The sequence below is a fragment of the Chromobacterium sphagni genome (assembly GCF_001855575.1).
Taxonomy (GTDB): domain Bacteria; phylum Pseudomonadota; class Gammaproteobacteria; order Burkholderiales; family Chromobacteriaceae; genus Chromobacterium; species Chromobacterium sphagni.
The window spans coordinates 1,507,452-1,525,970 of sequence record NZ_MKCS01000001.1; the positions used below are offsets into that span (position 1 = coordinate 1,507,452).

Below are 18,519 nucleotides of genomic sequence, written 5' to 3' on the forward strand. Positions count from 1 at the left end.
TCATGCCGGATGCCGCGTCCCGCCGGGTTCACATCGGCACGAACAGCGTCAGCCAGGCGTTCCAGCCGGAGGTGCGGTTCTTGGCGTCGAATTCGTCGTAGGCCTTCAGGTTGACGTACCACTTCTTCTTGCCCACCGGGAAGAAATAACCCACTTGCGGCCCCAGAGCGGCCACCTGCGATTTCAGGTTCTTGTTGCCGATGCCGGGGGCGTCGTCGTTGCTCAACTGGTGGTAGGCATAGCCGACCAGGCCGATATGGAAGTCTTCGTTGAGGAACTGCGACAGCGAGACGTCGAGGTGGACGTCGGCTCCGTTGCGGTAGTCGGTGTCAGGGTTCTTCTGGTTGAGGGTGAGGCCCAGCACCGCGGAGAATTCGGTGCCGGATTGGGTGTTCAGATAGGTGTAGCCGCCGCCGGCATCGTACGACCAGTGATTGCTGCCCAAATTGGCGTCCCGGTTCGGATCATAGGCGCCGACCGGGATGCCCACGGTGGCATAGGCCAGGTAATTGTGATTTGCCCGGTTCCATTTCAGCGTCGCCATCGGGTAAAGGTCGCCGATGCCGTCGCGCGAGTCGTCGCTGCTTTGACTGCGGGGCTTGCCGCGCGCATTGGTGGTGTTGGTCTGGGTATAGACCTCGGCGCGGCCGTAGAGCCCGGTCAGCGACACGGCGGCTTGCGCGCCGGCGACCGGCGTGGCGAAGGTGTAGGTGGGTGAAATGAACAGCAGGTCGTTCGGCGTGCTCAGTTGCGAGTCCGTGGTGCGGCCGCGCAGGCTCTTGCGGGTTTTCTCCGAGTTGGCGTCGGCATGGTAGGCGCTGAACGACCATGACAGGCCGGGATCGTTCGGCACCGCGGCGAAGGTGCCGATTTGGCCGGGTTGCCAGAAACTCATCCCGCCTTCGTCGGCATGGGCGTGAGCCGCGAAGAGGAAGCAGGCGGCCAGGCAGGCGTTCAGCAACGGATGTTTTGCCAGCGATGGGATGGCCAGTCTTTTTTTCATCATGAAAACTCTTGGTAACGCTGTTTATTTATGTTCCGCAGTGCTAAATGGGCAGATTTGGCCGGCGAGGCGCTGCAGGGCTATGCCGGACGAGTTTCGCACAATCTCATGCCGGATAGTAGGGACGGGGCCGCGCCGCGCGATGGGGCGCGATGAAAAAAGCCGGGGCCGCTTGACGGCCCCGGCTTGACTGGATGGACTTACAGCAGCCGTTGCAGCTGGGCCAGGATTTGCGGGTTTTCCAGCGTGGAGACGTCCTGGGTGATTTCCTCGCCCTTGGCGATGGAGCGCAACAGGCGGCGCATGATCTTGCCGGAGCGGGTCTTGGGCAGGTTCTCGCCGAAGCGGATGTCGTCGGGCTGGGCGATCTTGCCGATTTCGTGCGCCACCCAGTTTTTCAGTTCCGCCGCCACGATTTTGGCGGCGTCGCCTTCCGGCCGCGCGCCTTTCAGCACCACGAAGGCCACCACGGCCTCGCCCTTGACGTCATGCGGCTTGCCTACCACCGCGGCTTCGGCCACCAGCGGGTTGGACACCAGCGCTGATTCTATCTCCATGGTGCCCAGCCGGTGGCCGGATACGTTCAGCACGTCGTCGATGCGGCCCATGATCCAGAAGTAGCCGTTCCCGTCGCGGTTGGCGGAATCGCCGGCCAGGTAGTAGCGGCCGTTGAATTCGTCCGGGAAGTAGGTTTTCTTGAAGCGGTCCGGGTCGTTCCAGATGGTGCGCACCAGGCTGGGGAAGGGGCGCTTGATCACCAGGAAGCCGCCGCGTCCGGGCTCCACCTGGGCGCCGGATTCGTCGACGATGTCGGCGATGATGCCGGGCAAGGGCAGGGTGCAGGAGCCCGGCTTGGTCGGCACCGCGCCCGGCAGCGGCGCGATCATCGCCGAGCCGGTTTCGGTTTGCCACCAGGTGTCGACGATCGGGCAGCGGCTGCCGCCCACCACTTCGTAATACCACATCCAGGCTTCTGGGTTGATCGGCTCGCCGACGGTGCCCAGCACGCGCAAGCTGGACAGGTCGAACTGTTTGGGCAGGTCGGAGCCCAGCTTGATCAGCGAGCGGATGGCGGTGGGCGCGGTGTAGAAGATGGATACCTTGTGTTTTTCTATCATGCGCCAGAAGCGGCCGGCGTCCGGATAAGTGGGCACGCCCTCGAAGATCAGCTGGGTGGCGCCGTTGCCCAGCGGGCCGTAGCAGACATAGCTGTGGCCGGTGATCCAGCCTACGTCGGCGGTGCACCAGTAGACGTCGTTGGGCTTGTAGTCGAACACCCAGCGGAAGCTGTTGATCGCGCCCAGCAGGTAGCCGGCGCTGCTGTGCTGGATGCCCTTGGGCTTGCCGGTGGAGCCGGAGGTGTAAAGGATGAACAGCGGATCCTCGGCGCTCATCCATTCCGGTTCGCAGGCTTCGCTCTGGCCCTCGGTCAGTTTGTGCCACCACACGTCGCGGCCGTCCACCCAGTTGGCGCCGCCATTGGTGCGCTGATACACCACCACGTTCTTCACCGACTCGGCGCCTTCCAGCGCCAGCGCCTCGTCCACGGTGGCCTTCAGCGCCACGCTCTTGCCGCCGCGCATGCCTTCATTGGCAGTGACCACCAAGGTGGCGCCGGCGTCCTGGATGCGGTCGCGCACCGCGCCGGCGGAGAAGCCGCCGAACACCACCGAGTGGATGGCGCCGATGCGGGCGCAGGCCTGCATCGTCACCACCGCCTCAATGCCCATCGGCATGTACACCACCACCCGGTCGCCCTTTTTCACCCCCAGGCTTTTCAGGCCGTTGGCGAACTGGCAGACGCGGCGATGCAGTTCGGCGTAGGTGACGCGGGTCACTTCGCCGTCGTCGGCCTCGAAGATGATGGCGATCTTGTTGGCGTCGGTGGCCAGATGGCGGTCCAGGCAGTTGTAGGAAACGTTGAGCACGCCGTCGTCGAACCATTTGAAGAACGGGGCGTTGCTGTCGTCCAGCACTCTCGAGAAAGGCTTTTTCCAGGTGATGCGTTCACGCGCCAGTTCCCCCCAGAACGACAGGTAATGGTCATCCGCCTGCTCGCACAGGGCGTTGTAGGCCTCCATGCCGCTGATGGCGGCCTTGTGGCGGAAGTCTTCCGACGGGGCGAAGCTGCGGGTTTCCTTGAGAATGGAATCTAGCGTGGACATGCGTTTCTCCAGAGTCTTTAGTGTTATTGCCGCGCGCGGCAAGGCGCGCGGCATGTCAATGATGATGGCATTTAATGTTTGCTGGCGCCACTGGCGCCGATGCCTGTCATCGCCCGCACGTATTGGGCGTCGAACTTGGCTTTTTCATCCGCTGCGGCCGGCGAGCCGTCCAGCACCGACACCAGCCAGGTGACGACGAAGGCCAGCGTCATCGAGAAGATGGCCGGATTCTTGTATGGGAAGACGGCGTGTTCGTGCTTCATCACTTCCACCCATACCGCCGGCCCCAGCACGATCAGCGCGATGGCGGACACCAGGCCCACCAGGCCGCCGATCACCGCGCCGCGGGTGGTCAGGCCCTTCCAGAACATCGACAGGAACAGCACCGGGAAGTTGGCCGAGGCGGCGATGGAGAAGGCGAGGCCCACCATGAAGGCGATGTTCTGCTTCTCGAACGCCAGGCCCAGCACGATGGCGACCACGCCCAGCACCATGGTGGTGATCTTGGAGACGCGGATCTCGTCGGTCTCGTTGGCTTTGCCGTGCTTGATCACGCTGGCGTAAAGGTCGTGGGACACCGCGCTGGCGCCGGACAGCGCCAGGCCGGACACCACCGCCAGGATGGTGGCGAAGGCCACCGCGGAGATGAAGCCGAGGAAGATGTTGCCACCCACCGCGTCGGCCAGATGAATGGCCGCCATATTGCTGCCGCCTATCAACTGGTGGACTTCCTTGCCGTCCTTCATCACGGTTTCCATCATCCCCGGCTGGTTCAGCACCAGCATGATGGCGCCGAAGCCGATGATGAAGGTGAGGATGTAGAAGTAGCCGATGAAGCCGGTGGCGTAGAACACCGATTTGCGGGCTTCCTTGGCGTCGGCCACGGTGAAGAAGCGCATCAGGATGTGCGGCAGGCCGGCGGTGCCGAACATCAGCGCCAGGCCCAGCGAGATGGAGTCTATCGGATCGGCCTTGCCCGGCGACATGATGGCGATGCCCTTGCTGTGCGCGGCGACGGCTTTTTCAAACATCAATTCTGGGTTGAAGCCGACAGTGGACAGCACCATCAGCGCCATGAAGGTGGCGCCGGCCAGCAGCAGCACGGCCTTGATGATCTGCACCCAGGTGGTGGCCAGCATGCCGCCGAACAGCACGTAGCACACCATCAACACGCCCACCAGCAGCACCGCCGAGCCATAGCTCATGCCGAACAACAGCTGAATCAGCTTGCCCGCGCCCACCATCTGGGCGATCAGGTACATCGCCACCACCACCAGCGTCGACAGCGCGGCGAAGCTGCGCACCGGGCCCTGCCGCAGCCGGTAGGACGCCACGTCGGCGAAGGTGTATTTGCCCAGGTTGCGCAGCCGCTCCGCCACCAGGAACAGGATGATGGGCCAGCCCACCAGGAAGCCCATCGAGTAGATCAGGCCATCGTAGCCCTTGTCGAACACCAGCGCGGAGATGCCCAGGAAGGACGCCGCCGACATGTAGTCGCCGGCGATGGCCAGGCCGTTCTGGAAACCGGTGATGCCGCCGCCGGCGGCGTAGAAGTCGCTGGCCGACTTGGTGCGGCGCGCCGCCCAGTAGGTGACGCCCAGCGTGAAGGCGACAAACAGGAAGAACATGATGATGGCGTGCCAGTTGGTGGCCTGCTGCTTGACGTCGCCTTCAATCGCGCCGGCCGCCGCCGCCAGCGTCGGCAGCAGCGCCGCCGCACAGGCGGCAAGGGTGAGTTTGCGTGGCTGCATTATCTGGACTCCTCGACGATCTGTTGGGTCAGCGGGTCGAACTCGCGGTTGGCGCGGCGCACGTAGATGCCGGTGAGCACGAAGGCGGACAGGATGATGCAGATGCCCACCGGGATGCCCACCGTCATGGTGGCGCCGGCGTACAGCGGCCTGCCCAGCAGCGACGGGTCGAAAGCCAGGACCAGAATGTAGCCGTAATAGATGGCCAGCATGACGATGGCCAGCGTCCAGCCCAGGCTGGTCTTCTTGTGGACCAGTTCCAGATACTTGGGATTGGACTGAATCTTCTTCAGTGTCTCCTCATTCATGACATCCTCCTTTTGTAGGTGTTGCGCTTGGTATGGCGCTGCAGAAAACATACGAGACAAAGTGGGATGGAATCTAATCGTATTTTTTGATGCGGCAAATTTGTCATGCCGATGATTGTCTTCAAAAATGTATTTAAATCAATGATATACGTTGGAATTTTTACTCGAAATCTGAGCATGTTTGCCGCTGGAAAGCCTTGCCGTAGCCATCTGGCATGACAAAAGCCTGGACGGGCTGCATCATGAGCGGTTGGCGGCGTTTGCGGGCGGGTAATGGAACAGGGCTTGTATGGCGAGCGGACGTTGGCGGAGGTGTATGACTTGTTCAACGGCTGGGGCGAGGACAACGATTACTACTTGGGCCTGCTGCCACGGCAGGGCAGGGTGCTGGATCTGGGCTGCGGCACCGGCCTATTGGCCGTGGAAATGGCGCGCAGCGCCGAGTTGACGGCGTTGGACCCCGCCGCGGCCATGCTGGCGATCGCCAGGCGACGCCCCGGCGCGGATCGGGTGCGCTGGCTGGAGGCCGACGCGCGGCGGTTTCGGCTGGATGGGCAATTTGAGTTGATCTGCTGCACCGGCCACGCCTTCCAGGTATTTCTGAGCGCAGAGGACAGGCGCGCGCTATGGCGCAGCATCAAACGCCATCTGGCGCCGGACGGCGTGTTCGCGTTTGAAACCGGCAATCCGCTGGCGCGGGCCTGGCTGCAGTGGGGACGGCAGGCGCCGCGCCGGGCGAGCCATCCGCACCATGGCGCGGTGGAGCTTGGCCACAGCCTGTTGTCGGCGCAGGGCGGGTTGATAGACTATCGCAGCCATTTCCGTTTCCTGGATGAGGAGCGCGAACTGAGCGTGGACGCCAGGCTGCGATTTTGCGATTTGCCGACGCTGCGGGCCGAGTTGGAACTTGCCGGCTTGCGCGTCGCCGCGCTGCATGGCGACTGGCAAGCTGGCGAGTGGCGCGCGGATAGCCGCGAGATCATCCTGCAGCTTGGCCACGCTCAGGACGGCTTGCCGGCTTTGGGTTGAAAGCGGATGCAGGGCTGGCCGGATGCTTCCTGCACGTCCAGGCAGGGCGCGCGCTTGCTGGCAAAGCCCATCGCCCGGCAGCCATGGGGGAAGCTTGGCTTGTAGGTGACGAAGTAGTGCTGGCAACCCAGGCACAGCGGCGCGTTGCGCGGCTTGCGGGTGTCTTGCGGCATGGCGGAGGCTATAAAAGTGACAGTTCCGCCCAGCTTAGCAGCGGGCGGAACCGGTGTGGCGGCTACATGGTCAATTTGTTTTATGCGGCGACGGTCGCCGGGGCGGTTTCGAACAGCGCCTGCTCCGCCAGCCGGCGCTTGTGCAAGCCGGCCAGCACTTGGCCGCCAGCTTTGTCCCACAAGGGAAACTGCCCGGCGGCGCCGTTGTAGTCTTTGTTGTTCAGCAGGCGCAGCAGGGTGGAGCTTTTCAGATTGCCCAGCCCCAGGTTGTAGCTGAAGCTGACCAGCGCGTCGAACTGGTTCTGGTTGAGGGGCACGGTCACCAGTTGGCCCACGCCGGTTTCAAACCGGCCAAGGTCGGTGCGCAGCAATTGTTCCGCCTGATTCTGGCTGATGGTCAGGCCGGAGCGGACATCCGCTCCGGTATGGCCGTAGCCTATGGTCCAGACGCCTACCGAGTCTTGGTAGGCGGTGAGGCGGATGCCTTCAAATTGCTTGATCAGATTGATGCCGTTGTTGCTGGTTTGCATGGGAACTCCAGAGGGATGGCGGTTTGGGGGGCAGGGCATTGCATGGATGCATCAGGAAACACTGGTCTTTGGTATTGACTTAACTGGTCTTTGGGCCAGTTTTTATGGTTTTTGGTTTATGGCAATGCCGCTGTGCGCCTGTCAAGGGAATGCGCGCAGGTTTTCGCCAGTCTAGGGGTTAGTACGGATCATTGTTTATTAATCGGAAATAATAAATTCGTTTAAGCGGGCTATTTCGTGAAATGAAAACCGCTTACAGTGGCTGTCATCCGGTGGCCGTTGCGTCGGGACCTCGATCAGGTCGACCGCGGCCTGGAGTTGCCGGGCATTTGCCGATTTCGTCACGAGGCCGTTCATGTCACAAGCGCGTTACACCTCCACCGCCATCTTCCTGCACTGGCTGATGGCCCTAGGCCTGGTCTGTCTGTTCAGCGTCGGGTTCTACATGCATGGACTGCCGTTTTCGCCGTTCAAGCTGAAAATCTATTCCTGGCACAAGTGGTCGGGCGTCACCCTGTTTTTGCTGGTGGGGCTGCGGCTGGCCTGGCGTCTCACCCATCGCCCGCCGGCCCTGCCTGCCGCGATGGGCGGCGCGGTGCGCGCGATGGCCCATGCCGGCCACGCCATGCTGTATCTGTTGATGGTGGCCATTCCGCTATCCGGCTGGTTGATGAGCTCGGCCAAGGGGGTGCAGACCGTTTATTTCGGCGTGCTGCCGCTGCCGGACCTGCTCTCGCCGGACAAGGCGCTGGGCGACAGCTTGCAAAGCCTGCACACCGTGTTGAATTACCTGCTGGCGGTGGTGGTTGCCGGACACGTGGCCGCCGCGCTGAAGCATCATTTGATCGATAGGGACGACGTGCTGACGCGCATGCTGCCCTGGCGCGCAAAGTCCTGAATCCTTACCTGGAGAACCAAAATATGCAGATCAACCGTACCGCGCTGTTGCTGGCCGCCGCCTTGTCGGCGCCGCTGGCCGCCCATGCCGTAGAGTTCACCTCCATCCAGCAGGACAAGAGCAATATCGCCTTCGGCTACAAGCAGATGGGCGTGGGCATGCAGGGCCATTTCAAGAAGTTCAGCGCCCAGCTCAGCTTCGATCCGGCCAAGCCGGCCACCGCCAAGGCCGCGTTCAATGTGGACATCGCCAGCATCGATACCGGTTCTGCCGAGGCCAACGACCAGGTGGCCGACAAGGATTGGTTCAACACCAAGCAATATCCGACCGCCCGCTTCGTGTCGTCCGCCATCCGTTCGCTGGGCGGCAACCGCTACCAGGTGGACGGCAAGCTGACCATCAAGGGCAAGACCCAGGCCGTCAGCACCACCGCCACCATGGCGCCCCAGGGCAACGCCGCCGTATTTGACGGCGCCTTCGTCATCAAGCGCGCCGACTTCGCCATCGGCGAGGGCGACTGGAAGGATTTCGGCACCGTAGCCAATGAAATCCAGATCAAGTTCCACCTGCTGGCCCGAGCCAAGTAAACGCCGTTCCACCCACAAGGAAAAATGCCATGAACAAACTGATCCGCCTCACCCTTGCCGCAGTCGCGGTTGCCGGTTTCAGCAGCGCCGCGCTGGCCGCGCCGGAAACCTACATCATCGACGGCACCCACACTTTCCCGCGCTTTTCCTACAGCCACCTGGGTTTTTCCACCCAGTTGAGCCGTTTCGACAAGACCAGCGGCAAGATCGTGCTGGACAAGGAAGCCAAGACCGGCTCGGTTGACGTCACCATCGACATGAAGTCGGTCGACACCGGCTACCCGGTATTCAACGGCCACATCCAGGGCGCCGACTTCTTCGACACAGCCAAGTATCCGACCGCCACCTTCAAGTCCACCAAGGTGTTGTTCGACGGCGACAAGCCGACCGCGGTGGAAGGCAACCTGACCATCAAGGGCGTGACCAAGCCTGTCACCCTGACCTTGTCCAGCTTCCTGCAGCAGCCGCATCCGATGCTGAAGAAGGACGCCATCGGCGCCAACGCCAGCACCAAGATCAAGCGCACCGAGTTCAACGCCGGCAAGTACGCTCCCTACGTCGGCGACGATGTCACCATCGACATCGCGGTGGAAGCCATCCACGAGTGATTCCCGTCCCGGACCCGCGCGGTCCGCAGGCGAAAACAGCCTCTGCCCATCGCGGGCAGGGGCTGTTCTGTTTTCGGGCTAGTGGCCGAATTTCCACCACAACAGGGCGGCGATGGCGGTTGGAAGGCTGAAGATCAGCAGGAAGATCGGCAATTCCTCGCGCGTCGAATAGCCGGCCCGGCTGACGCCCACCCATAGATTGAGCGCGGCTCCAAGCAGCCACAGCGGAATGAAGATCAGCGCGCCGGCCGCCAGGTTGCCGGCCAGATGTCCCGCGGCCAGACAGGCCGCCAGCAGGGCCATCCCCGCCAGCATCACCATCGCGGTATGCATGTCATTCTCCTTTACTGTTCGCCGGCCTGGCCGATGCGCAGCCGCGCGATCCTGCCGTCCTGACCGGTCTCGAAGCGGAAATCCGCGCAAAAATCGCTCCATTGCGCGGTATGGAAGGGGCCGCGCGGTTCTAGGCCGAGCAGTCGAGCGGAGCACCGCCTGGCATCGGCGTCGAAGGCTGCCAGCCAGGCATTCAGATCGCCATTCTGCAACGCTGCGATTGCCCGACGCGCGGCGGGTGTTTCAGTATTTGCAAATCCATGGCCATTGTCTCCTCGATTGTGGCGCAGACGGGTTTATCCGCCCGCGCCCAGATGTCCGCCAGCCCCGTGCGGCAGGAGCCCGCTGCATCGGGGAGTGTATTGCGCATTTCCGTTTTGATAATCCTGGCTGGACTGGATTGACTATCCGGCTTTTGATAATAATTCGCTTTTTAATTCTTTTGGCATGTTAATTTTTAAATAATTAACCAAAATGAAAAACGCATGGCCCAGCCTGATCCGCTTTCCCACCCATCTCGCTAAGGATGTCCAATGAAAGCCTGGCGTTTTCTGCTGTGCGTGTCTCTGGCCCTGCCCGCGGCCAGCCATGCAGCCTATCCCGACGATCTGAAACTCACCACCTGGAACGCGATGCTGCTGCCGCAGGCCTTGTATCCCAACTATGGCCAGATGCGGCGGGTGGAATTGATGGCGGCGTCGCCCATCCTGCAGCACCAGGACGTGGTGGTGTTTCAGGAGCTGCAAGACAATGTTGCCTCGGAACATCTGTACCAGCGGCTGAAGCCGCGCTTTCCCTACCAGACGCCGGTGATCGGCCGCACCCAGCAGGGCTGGGACTCGACCGAAGGTTGGGACGCCATGAGGCCGGAAGATGGCGGCGTCGGCATTCTTAGCCGCTGGCCGATAGTGGAGCAGCGCCAGTACCTGTACCGCACGCCGGGTTGCAGCTGGGACGGTCAGGCGCTGAAGGGCTTCGCCTACGCCAAGATCAATGTGGGCGGCCAGTTCTACCACGTGATCGGCACCCACCTGCAGTCGGAGGACGGCGGCTGCCGCAACCATGCCGACATCGCGGTGCGCCAGGGCCAGCTGCGCGAGATGGCGGCCTGGATCCAGGCGCGCCAGCTGCCGCCGGAAGAGCCGGTGATCATCGCCGGCGACATGAACACCGACCGGCATAAAACCGCCGAATACCAGGCGCTGCTGAACATCCTGCAAGTGAACGAGCCGCGCTATGTCGGCATGCCGGACAGCTTCGATACCCGCAACAACGGCATTGCGCTGGAGCGCTACGGCGCGCGCAGCGGCGATGCGCCGGAATACATCGACTACATCCTGCTGCTGAAGGGGCACCGCCAGCCGGCGATGTGGCACAACCTGGCGCTGGACGCGCCGTCGCCGCAATGGACGGCGCAGTCGGCGGTAGCGAAGCAGACCTATGCCTACACCGATTTCAGCGACCACTATCCGGTCCAGGCCTTCGCCTGGGCCGACGCGGCCACGCCCACCCATTCATTGACCGCCCCTGCCGGAAGTTACCGCCAGATCAGCCTGCAAAACCTGGCCAACGGCCGCTACGTGCAAAGCGCCGACAGCAACGACGGCTGGTTGAAAACCCGCGCCGCTGCGGCGGGGCCACAGGCGCAATTCAACCTGTCCAATAATTTCTCGATGCGCGACAACGGCTGCGTGCGCTCCGGCGAGTACGTGCGGCTGGAGCGCGCCGACCGTCCGGGCTGGTTCTGGAACTGGTGGGGCACAGTGGGCGGCAACCAGTACGCCTATTACACCGCGCAAGGGCCGCTGAATCATTCGCCGGAACTCAGGCTGGTCAACCAGAGCCGACCGGACGGCTGCCTGCAGGATGGCGACGTGGTGTCGCTGAAGGACTGGGCGCGGGCGGCCGACTACTATCTCACCGCCTGGAGCGGCGGCGGCCATGCCGACCAGCTCTATCTCTGGCAGCCGTCAATCGGCGACGGCGAGCGCTTCCGCGTACGGATCGGCGGCGCGGGCCAGTATCTGGATTGGCAGTCGCAATTGGTCTACGCCAAGCGGCGTTGAGCGCAGGGGCCTGGCATGTCTCATTTTCCTGATGCTGGGCCTGATACTTAGAACAGGTTGTCTCATTTTGTCAGACAATATTCTTGAGGAATAATTTTCTTTAGACTATTGTCTCTCAATTCCATATGAATTTAATTTTCAATAATTACATTTAATTAGTATTTTTTGTTCAGGACTGGATAAGGCGCGCGGCCTGCCGCAAAGGAAAAACGATAGCGGAAAAGGCGCGGCTTTCATCCTGCAGGACTGGCGATTCCATAGCTTGACACTCCACCCACCTGATTTGAATCTTCCCGGCCGCTTGCGCGGTCCGGGCATGCAGATTGAATAGAGGGATTTCGTGATGAAGCATCGTTCGGATATTTGCATTGTCGGCGCGGGAATCAGCGGCTTGAGCTGTGCCACGCATTTGCTGGAATCATCGGCCTGCCGCGGCCTGTCCATCAGGATCTTCGACATGCAGGCTGAGGCCGGAGGACGCATCCGCTCGCGAAGTCTGGATGGCAAAGCGGCGATCGAACTGGGGGCCGGGCGCTATTCCCCGCAATTGCATCCGCATTTCCAGCGCATGATGCAAAGCTACAGCCAGAAGAGCGAAAGCTACCCCTTCACCCAGTTGAAATTCAAAAGCCATACCCAGCAGAAGCTGAAGAACGCGATGCGGGAGCTGTCCCCCCGTTTGAAAGAGCACGGCAAGGAATCTTTTCTCAATTTCGTCAGCCGCTATCAAGGCAAGGAATCCGCTGTCGGAATGATCAAGTCCATGGGCTACGACGCGTTGTTCCTGCCCAATATCTCGGCCGAGATGGCCTACGACATCGTCGGCAAGCATCCCGAAATCCAGAGCTTCACCGAAAACGACGGCAATCAATGGTTTTCCGCGGAGGAAGGCTTCAACGGCCTGATCGCGCAGATGAAGGACAAGGTGAAGGCCGGCGGCGCCAAGTTCAGCCTGGGATTCCGCCTGCTCTCGGTCAGCCGCGACGACGAAGGCTATTGCCTGAGCCTGGTGGGAGAGGACGGCTGGCAACTGACCCACCACGCCCGGCATTTGATCCTGGCCATTCCGCCGTCGGCGATGGCCACGCTCAACCTCAACTTCCCCGAGGAGTGGAGTCCGTCCCGCTACGGCTCTTTGCCCTTGTTCAAGGGTTTTCTGGCTTACGACGAAGCCTGGTGGAAGGACTACAGGTTGGAAGACCAGGTGCTGATCGTGGACAACCCGTTGCGCAAGGTTTACTTCAAGAGCGACAAATACGTTTTCTTCTACACCGACAGCGAAATGGCCGGCTATTGGCGCGCCCGCGTCGCCGATGGCGAGGAGGGGTATCTAGAACAGGTCCGCCACCACCTGGCGGACGCGTTGGGCATCGCCAAGGACAGGATTCCCCAGCCCAGCCAGCACATCCACAAATATTGGGCGCACGGCGTCGAATTTTGCCAGGACGCGGCTGCCGAGCACCCTGCGGCCTTGCTGCACCGGGACAACGGCATCATCGCCTGTTCCGACGCCTATACCGAGCATTGCGGCTGGATGGAGGGCGGACTGCTCAGCGCCAGGGAGGCCAGCGGCATCTTGCTGCAGCGGATCGCCGGATGAGTAGCGGGAGGGCTGTCCCAAGGCACTGAATCCATCCATCCGGGAGCAATATGAGCATTCTTGATTTTCCGCGTCTGCATTTCAGGGGATTCGCGCGCGTCAACGCGCCGACCGCCAACCGCAATGTCCAGGGCCATATCGATATGGCCAGCAATACGGTATTGATGGATGGCCGGCCATTCGATCTATCCCGGCCGCCTGCCGAGTTCCATCGGCATCTGCACCAATCCGGCCCCAGGTTCGACCGGGAAGGCAGGCTTGCCGACGATGGCGTGTTCAGCCTGGCCAGCGGCTACAACGCCTGCGGCAACAATCATTTCTCTTGGGAGAATGCGGTTGTCACCCATGTCCAGCCGACGGCCGGCGGCCATGATGAGCATGACGGCCTGGTCGGCGCCAGGCTGGCGCTGTGGGGGCACTACAACGAGTATCTGCGCACTACCTTCAACCGCGCGCGCTGGGTGGACAATGATCCCACCCGGCCGGACGCGACGCAGATCTATGCCGGACAATTGACCCTCTCCCCGCGCGGCGCGACCGCCCATGCGCCGCATCTGTTCACCGCCGATATCGCCCAGGCCCATGGCGCGCGCTGGGTGAGGGGCGGGCATGTCTGCGAGCGTTCCGGCCATTTTCTGGACGATGAATTCGCGCTGGCGCGGGTGTTCCAGTTTTCCCTGTCCAAGAAAGACCCGTATTTCCTGTTCAATCTGCAGGGGCTGGATTCGGCGGCGTTGCGGCAGATGCAGCAGGCGCTGGAGGACGAAGATGTGCTGGGGCTGACCGTCCAGTACGCGCTGTTCAATATGTCCACGCCGCCGCAGCCGGACTCGCCGGTGTTTCACGATTTGGTCGGGGTGGCGGGCCTGTGGCGCCGCAAGGAGCTGGCCAGCTATCCGGCCGGCCGCCTGCTGCAGTCGGCCGCGCCGGGGCTGGGGCCGCTGACGCTGAAAATCCACGCTGGCCAGGTTTCGCTCAATATGTGCACGGCTATTCCGTTCACCACCCGGGAAGAGGGGCCCGCGCCCGGCCGGCCTACCCACGCGCTGGGCGGCAAGCTCCCCCTGGGCGACCTGCTGCTGAAGGACCGCGCGGGGACAGTCGTGGCCAGGGTGCCGCAGGCGCTGTATCTGGACTACTGGCGCAACCACGGCATTCTGGATGTGCCTTTGCTTGGCGCGCCGTCGGGCTCGCTGGCGCTGGAGAGCGCCATGGCGCGCTGGGAGGAAGTGGACTGGGTATCGCAGTCCGATGCCAACAATTTGTATCTGGAAGCGCCCGACCGCGCCCGCCAGCGCTTCTTTCCCGAACGTATCACGGTCAAGAGCTATTACCGCGGCGAGCACCGGCCGCGGCCCGCGATTCCTTTTCAGATTACCGGCGGCGGCCAGGCCTCCGTGGAGACGCGGCAGCGCGACGGCGACATGGAGTGGCTGGTGACCGGACAGCAGCCGGGCATCGCCCGCATCGTGCTGGACCACGGCGCGCAGACCATCAATCTGCGCGTCCTGCCGGACGACTGGCAGCTGGACGAGGTGCCGGCGGAGCAGGTGGATTACGCCTTCCTGTACCGGCATGTGATGGCGTACTACGAACTGATCTATCCCTTCATGTCAGACAAGGTGTTCAGCCTGGCCGACCGTTGCAAGTGCGATACCTATGCCCGGCTGATGTGGCAGATGTGCGATCCGCAAAACCGCGACAAAAGCTATTACATGCCAAGCACCCGGGAGCTGTCCCGGCCCAAGGCCGGACTGTTTCTGAAATACCTGGCCAATGTGGAGGGCGCCACCCGCTTGCTGGCGCCGGCGCCGCAGCAGCCGGCTCGCATCGAGAACAAGGCGCAGTTGGTGGCGGCGCTGAAAAAGGCGGTGGATCTGGAACTGTCCATCATGCTGCAGTACGTCTACGCCGCCTATTCCATTCCCAATTACGCGCAGGGGCAGGATATGGTGCAGGCCGGCCAGTGGAGCCAGGCGCAGTTGGAGCTGGCCTGCGGCGGCGGCGAGCGGCGGCGCGACAGCGGCATCCGCGGCGCGATACTGGAAGTGGCGCACGAGGAGATGATCCACTACCTGCTGGTGAACAATCTGCTGATGGCGCTGGGCGAGCCTTTCCATCCCGGAGAGGCTCTGTTCGGCCAGCAGGCGCAGCAGGCCTTCGGACTGGACACCGAGCTGTCCTTCGAACCGTTTTCCGAATATGTGCTGGCGCGCTTCATCAAGCTGGAATGGCCGGGCTTCATCCCGGCGCCGGCCAAGTCCATCTCCGCTTTCTACGCGTCGATTCTGCAGGCGTTGGAGGAGTTGCCCGGCCTGTTCGGCGATGCCGGCGGCAAGCAGGGCGGCGAGCACCATCTGTTTCTCAATGAACTGACCAACCGCGCGTTTCCCGCTTATCAGCTGGAGGTGTCCGACCGCGACAGCGCGCTGTTCGCCATCCGTTTCGTCACCGAACAGGGGGAGGGCGGCGCGGTGGACTCGCCGCATTTCGAGCATTCGCACTTCCAGCGCCTGCGCAGCCTTGCCGGCCGGCTGATGGCGCAGCCGGTGCCTTTCGAGCCGGCCTTGCCGGTATTGAAAAACCCAGTGCTGGAGGCGGTGGCGGGAGGCAATCTGGTGACGGACGCCAGGGCCCGCGCAGTGATGAAGCTGTATCAGAGTGGCTACGAACTGATGCAGGCGATGATGGCGCAGCATTTCGCGGTGAGGCCGTTGGGCAGCCTCAGGCGTTCCCGGTTGATGAACGCGGCGATAGACATGATGACCGGCCTGTTGCGTCCGCTGTCCACGGCATTGATGAACATGCCGTCCGGTGTTCCGGGCAGGAACGCCGCGCCGCCGGTTCCGCGGTCTTTCGAATGCCGGGTGTTTGACGATTACAGCCTGGGTTGCCAGATGCTGGCCAAGCGCTGTCGGGCGCTGATCGACTACACGGCCGGCCTGGAGGCGGACTGGGTGGCGGTTCCGCAGCGCGAACTGCTGGACTTCTATTATCAGCACTTGATGGATTTGGCTTGTGGAAAGCTTACAAGAGAGGCCTGAAATGCAGAAAGCGATAATTGTGGGAGGGGGCTTGGCGGGCGGTTTGACCGCCATCTACCTGGCGCGCAGAGGATATGAGGTGCACGTGGTGGAGAAGAGGGGCGATCCATTGCAGGATCTGTCCTCCTATGTGGACGTGGTCAGCTCGCGCGCGATAGGCGTCAGCATGACGGTGCGGGGAATCAAGGCGGTGCTGGCCGCCGGCATTCCGCGCGCGGAACTGGACCAGTGCGGCGAGCCGATTGTCGGCATGGCCTTTTCGGTGGGGGGCAAGTTCCGCATCCGCGAGCTGAAGCCGCTGGAGGATCTGTATCCGCTGTCGCTGAACCGCGCCGCTTTCCAGCGGCTGCTGAACCGGCACGCCAACCAGAACGGCGTCCGCTACCATTTCGAGCACAAGTGCCTGGATGTCGATCTGGACGGAAAGTCGGTGCTGATCCAAGGCAAGGACGGCGATCTGCAGCGTTTGCACGGCGACATGATCATAGGCGCCGATGGCGCGCACTCGGCGGTGCGGCAGGCGATGCAGAGCGGCATGCGCCGCTTCGCGTTCCAGCAGACCTTTTTCCGCCACGGCTACAAGACGCTGGTGTTGCCCGATGCGCAGGCTCTGGGCTACCGCAAGGACCTGCTGTATTTCTTCGGCATGGATTCCGGCGGTCTGTTCGCCGGCCGCGCGGCCACCATTCCGGACGGCAGCGTTAGCATCGCGGTCTGCCTGCCGTATACCGGCAGCCCCAGCCTGGCCACCCAGGACCGCCAGGTGATGAAGGCGTTTTTCCAGCGCTACTTCGGCAGCCTGTCCGACGTGGTGCGGGAGGAAATGCTGGAGCAGTTCCTGACCAAGCCCAGCAACGATCTGATCAACGTCCGCTCCAGCACCTTCAACTACAAGGGCAATGTGCTGCTGCTGGGCGACGCCGCGCACGCCACCGCGCCCTTCCTGGGGCAGGGCATGAATATGGCGCTGGAAGACGCCCACGCCTTCGTCACCCTGCTGGATCAGCATGGCCACGATCTGGAACTGGCCTTCGAGGCGTTCACCGTGCAGCGCAAGGTGCAGGCCGATGCGATGCAGGACATGGCGCGCGCCAACTACGACGTGCTCAGCTGTTCCAATCCCATCTTCTTTCTGCGTGCCCGCTACACCCGCTACATGCACCAGAAATTTCCCGAGTTCTATCCGCCGGACATGGCGCAGAAGCTGTATTTCACCTCCGAGCCGTACGACAAATTGCAAAGCATCCAGAAGAAACAGAACGTCTGGTACAAATTGGGAAGGGTCAACTGATGAAGAAAATACTGGTTATCGGCGCCGGACCGGCGGGTTTGATGTTCGCCAGCCAATTGAAGCTGGCGAAGCCTGACTGGCGGATCAGCATCGTGGAAAAGAACGATCCGCAAGAGGTGGCGGGCTGGGGCGTGGTGCTGCCAGGCAAACCGGGCCAGCATCCGGCCAATCCGCTGTCCTATCTGGAGCGGCCGGAAACGCTGGACCCGCAGTTTGTGGAAGATTTCAAGCTGGTCCACCATAACGAGCCCAACCTGATGAGCACCGGCGTGCTGCTGTGCGGCGTGGAGCGGCGCGGCCTGGTGCAGGCGCTGCGCGCCCGCTGCCAGTCGCTGGGCATAGACATCCGCTATGAATCGCCGCTGCTGTCAGAGGAGCAGCTGCCGCTGGACGACTACGACCTGATCGTGGCGGCCAACGGCATCAATCACAAGACCTCGCACTTCACCGAGGCGCTGGCGCCGCAGCTGGCATACGGCAGCAACAAGTACATCTGGTACGGCACCAGCCAGCTGTTCGACCAGATGAATCTGGTGTTCCGCACTCACGGCAAGGATATCTTCATCGCCCACGCCTACAAGTACTCCAGCCGGATGAGCACCTTCGTGGTGGAGTGCAGCGAGGAAACCTTTGCCCGCGCGCGGCTGGGGGAGATGTCCGAGGAGGCGGCGGCGGAATACATCGCCGGCGTATTCAAGGCCGAGTTGAATGGCCACGGCCTGGTGGCGCAGCCGGGTCTGGGTTGGCGCAACTTCATGACGCTGAGCCACGACCGGTCCTACGACGGCAAGCTGGTGCTGATCGGCGACGCGCTGCAGTCCGGTCATTTCTCCATCGGCCACGGCACCACCATGGCGGTGGTGGTGGCGCAACTGCTGGTGAAAGCGCTGTGTGCCGAATCCAGTGTGGCCGCGGCGCTGGCCAGCTTCGACGCGCGCGCGATGCCGCTGGTGAAGCTTTTCAGCGAGCACGCCAACAGCAGCCGCGACTGGTTCGAAACCGTGGACGGCCGCATGCATCTGAGCAATGCCGAGTTCATGCAGAGCTTCGACGCCCGCCGCAAGGCGTTGCCGCCGCTGCCGGAGGCGTTGGCGCGCAATCTCGGCTACGCGCTCGACCGCTGAGGACGCCGC

Annotated in this window: 17 protein-coding genes; 9 read left to right on the top strand and 8 right to left on the bottom strand. The window is 62.5% G+C overall.

What is annotated here, in order from left to right; all coding sequences use genetic code 11:
• Positions 1–28 precede the first annotated feature (28 nt).
• The 4 genes from BI347_RS07275 to BI347_RS07290 form a co-directional block, all read right to left on the bottom strand.
• Positions 29–1,006: a SphA family protein gene (locus BI347_RS07275; protein WP_239690842.1), complete on the bottom strand. Its 978-nt coding sequence runs from the start codon at positions 1,004–1,006 to the stop codon at positions 29–31.
• Between the two features lie 197 nt (positions 1,007–1,203).
• Positions 1,204–3,168, bottom strand: coding sequence for an acetate--CoA ligase (gene acs, locus BI347_RS07280; protein ID WP_071115599.1), 1,965 nt, complete (start codon positions 3,166–3,168; stop codon positions 1,204–1,206).
• A gap of 71 nt (positions 3,169–3,239) precedes the next feature.
• On the bottom strand, positions 3,240–4,919 hold the full coding sequence (locus tag BI347_RS07285) for a cation acetate symporter (protein WP_071115600.1): 1,680 nt from the start codon (positions 4,917–4,919) through the stop codon (positions 3,240–3,242).
• Entirely contained in the window at positions 4,919–5,227 is a 309-nt protein-coding gene (locus tag BI347_RS07290) for a DUF485 domain-containing protein (RefSeq protein ID WP_071114632.1), read from the bottom strand. The genes BI347_RS07285 and BI347_RS07290 overlap by 1 nt, the downstream gene beginning before the upstream one ends.
• A gap of 273 nt (positions 5,228–5,500) precedes the next feature.
• Between BI347_RS07290 and BI347_RS07295 the strand changes: the two genes are divergently transcribed.
• Positions 5,501–6,256, top strand: a complete 756-nt coding sequence (locus BI347_RS07295; RefSeq protein ID WP_071115601.1) for a class I SAM-dependent methyltransferase — start codon at positions 5,501–5,503, stop codon at positions 6,254–6,256.
• Here the strand turns inward: BI347_RS07295 and BI347_RS07300 are convergent.
• The gene (locus tag BI347_RS07300; protein ID WP_071114635.1) at positions 6,229–6,429 is read right to left on the bottom strand and encodes a hypothetical protein; all 201 of its coding nucleotides are present in this window, start codon (positions 6,427–6,429) and stop codon (positions 6,229–6,231) included. The genes BI347_RS07295 and BI347_RS07300 overlap by 28 nt on opposite strands.
• An 80-nt stretch (positions 6,430–6,509) precedes the next feature.
• Positions 6,510–6,959 (bottom strand): lysozyme, encoded by a 450-nt coding sequence (locus BI347_RS07305; RefSeq protein ID WP_071114636.1) that lies wholly within the window; start codon positions 6,957–6,959, stop codon positions 6,510–6,512.
• Between the two features lie 355 nt (positions 6,960–7,314).
• Between BI347_RS07305 and BI347_RS07310 the strand changes: the two genes are divergently transcribed.
• Genes BI347_RS07310 through BI347_RS07320 form a run of 3 tightly spaced genes read left to right on the top strand, consistent with a single transcriptional unit; the run spans position 7,315 to position 9,052 of the window.
• Complete coding sequence (locus BI347_RS07310) at positions 7,315–7,857, top strand: cytochrome b (protein ID WP_071114637.1); 543 nt, start codon at positions 7,315–7,317, stop codon at positions 7,855–7,857.
• 23 nt (positions 7,858–7,880) lie between these two features.
• Positions 7,881–8,444, top strand: coding sequence for a YceI family protein (locus BI347_RS07315; RefSeq protein WP_071115602.1), 564 nt, complete (start codon positions 7,881–7,883; stop codon positions 8,442–8,444).
• Positions 8,445–8,473: 29 nt separating this feature from the next.
• Positions 8,474–9,052 carry a YceI family protein gene (locus BI347_RS07320; RefSeq protein ID WP_071114639.1) on the top strand — a complete coding sequence of 193 codons (579 nt, stop codon included), beginning with the start codon at positions 8,474–8,476 and terminating at the stop codon, positions 9,050–9,052.
• Positions 9,053–9,130: 78 nt separating this feature from the next.
• Here the strand turns inward: BI347_RS07320 and BI347_RS07325 are convergent, their stop codons facing one another.
• The gene (locus BI347_RS07325; protein ID WP_071115603.1) at positions 9,131–9,385 is read right to left on the bottom strand and encodes a hypothetical protein; all 255 of its coding nucleotides are present in this window, start codon (positions 9,383–9,385) and stop codon (positions 9,131–9,133) included.
• 11 nt (positions 9,386–9,396) lie between these two features.
• Positions 9,397–9,597, bottom strand: coding sequence for a hypothetical protein (locus BI347_RS07330; protein WP_071114641.1), 201 nt, complete (start codon positions 9,595–9,597; stop codon positions 9,397–9,399).
• Between the two features lie 321 nt (positions 9,598–9,918).
• Here BI347_RS07330 and sph point away from each other — a divergent pair, with 321 nt between their 5' ends.
• The 5 genes from sph to vioD all read left to right on the top strand — a co-directional run bounded on the left by sph (position 9,919) and on the right by vioD (position 18,510).
• Positions 9,919–11,451 (top strand): sphingomyelin phosphodiesterase, encoded by a 1,533-nt coding sequence (sph, locus tag BI347_RS07335; RefSeq protein WP_071114642.1) that lies wholly within the window; start codon positions 9,919–9,921, stop codon positions 11,449–11,451.
• A gap of 343 nt (positions 11,452–11,794) precedes the next feature.
• Positions 11,795–13,051, top strand: coding sequence for a flavin-dependent violacein biosynthesis tryptophan-2 monooxygenase VioA (vioA, locus tag BI347_RS07345; RefSeq protein WP_071114644.1), 1,257 nt, complete (start codon positions 11,795–11,797; stop codon positions 13,049–13,051).
• 50 nt (positions 13,052–13,101) lie between these two features.
• Positions 13,102–16,095 carry an iminophenyl-pyruvate dimer synthase VioB gene (vioB, locus tag BI347_RS07350; protein WP_071115604.1) on the top strand — a complete coding sequence of 998 codons (2,994 nt, stop codon included), beginning with the start codon at positions 13,102–13,104 and terminating at the stop codon, positions 16,093–16,095.
• Position 16,096: 1 nt separating this feature from the next.
• Positions 16,097–17,386, top strand: coding sequence for an NADP-dependent violacein biosynthesis oxygenase VioC (gene vioC / locus BI347_RS07355; protein ID WP_071115605.1), 1,290 nt, complete (start codon positions 16,097–16,099; stop codon positions 17,384–17,386).
• Complete coding sequence (gene vioD / locus BI347_RS07360) at positions 17,386–18,510, top strand: flavin-dependent violacein biosynthesis monooxygenase VioD (RefSeq protein ID WP_071114647.1); 1,125 nt, start codon at positions 17,386–17,388, stop codon at positions 18,508–18,510. The genes vioC and vioD overlap by 1 nt, the downstream gene beginning before the upstream one ends.
• Positions 18,511–18,519: the final 9 nt, after the last annotated feature.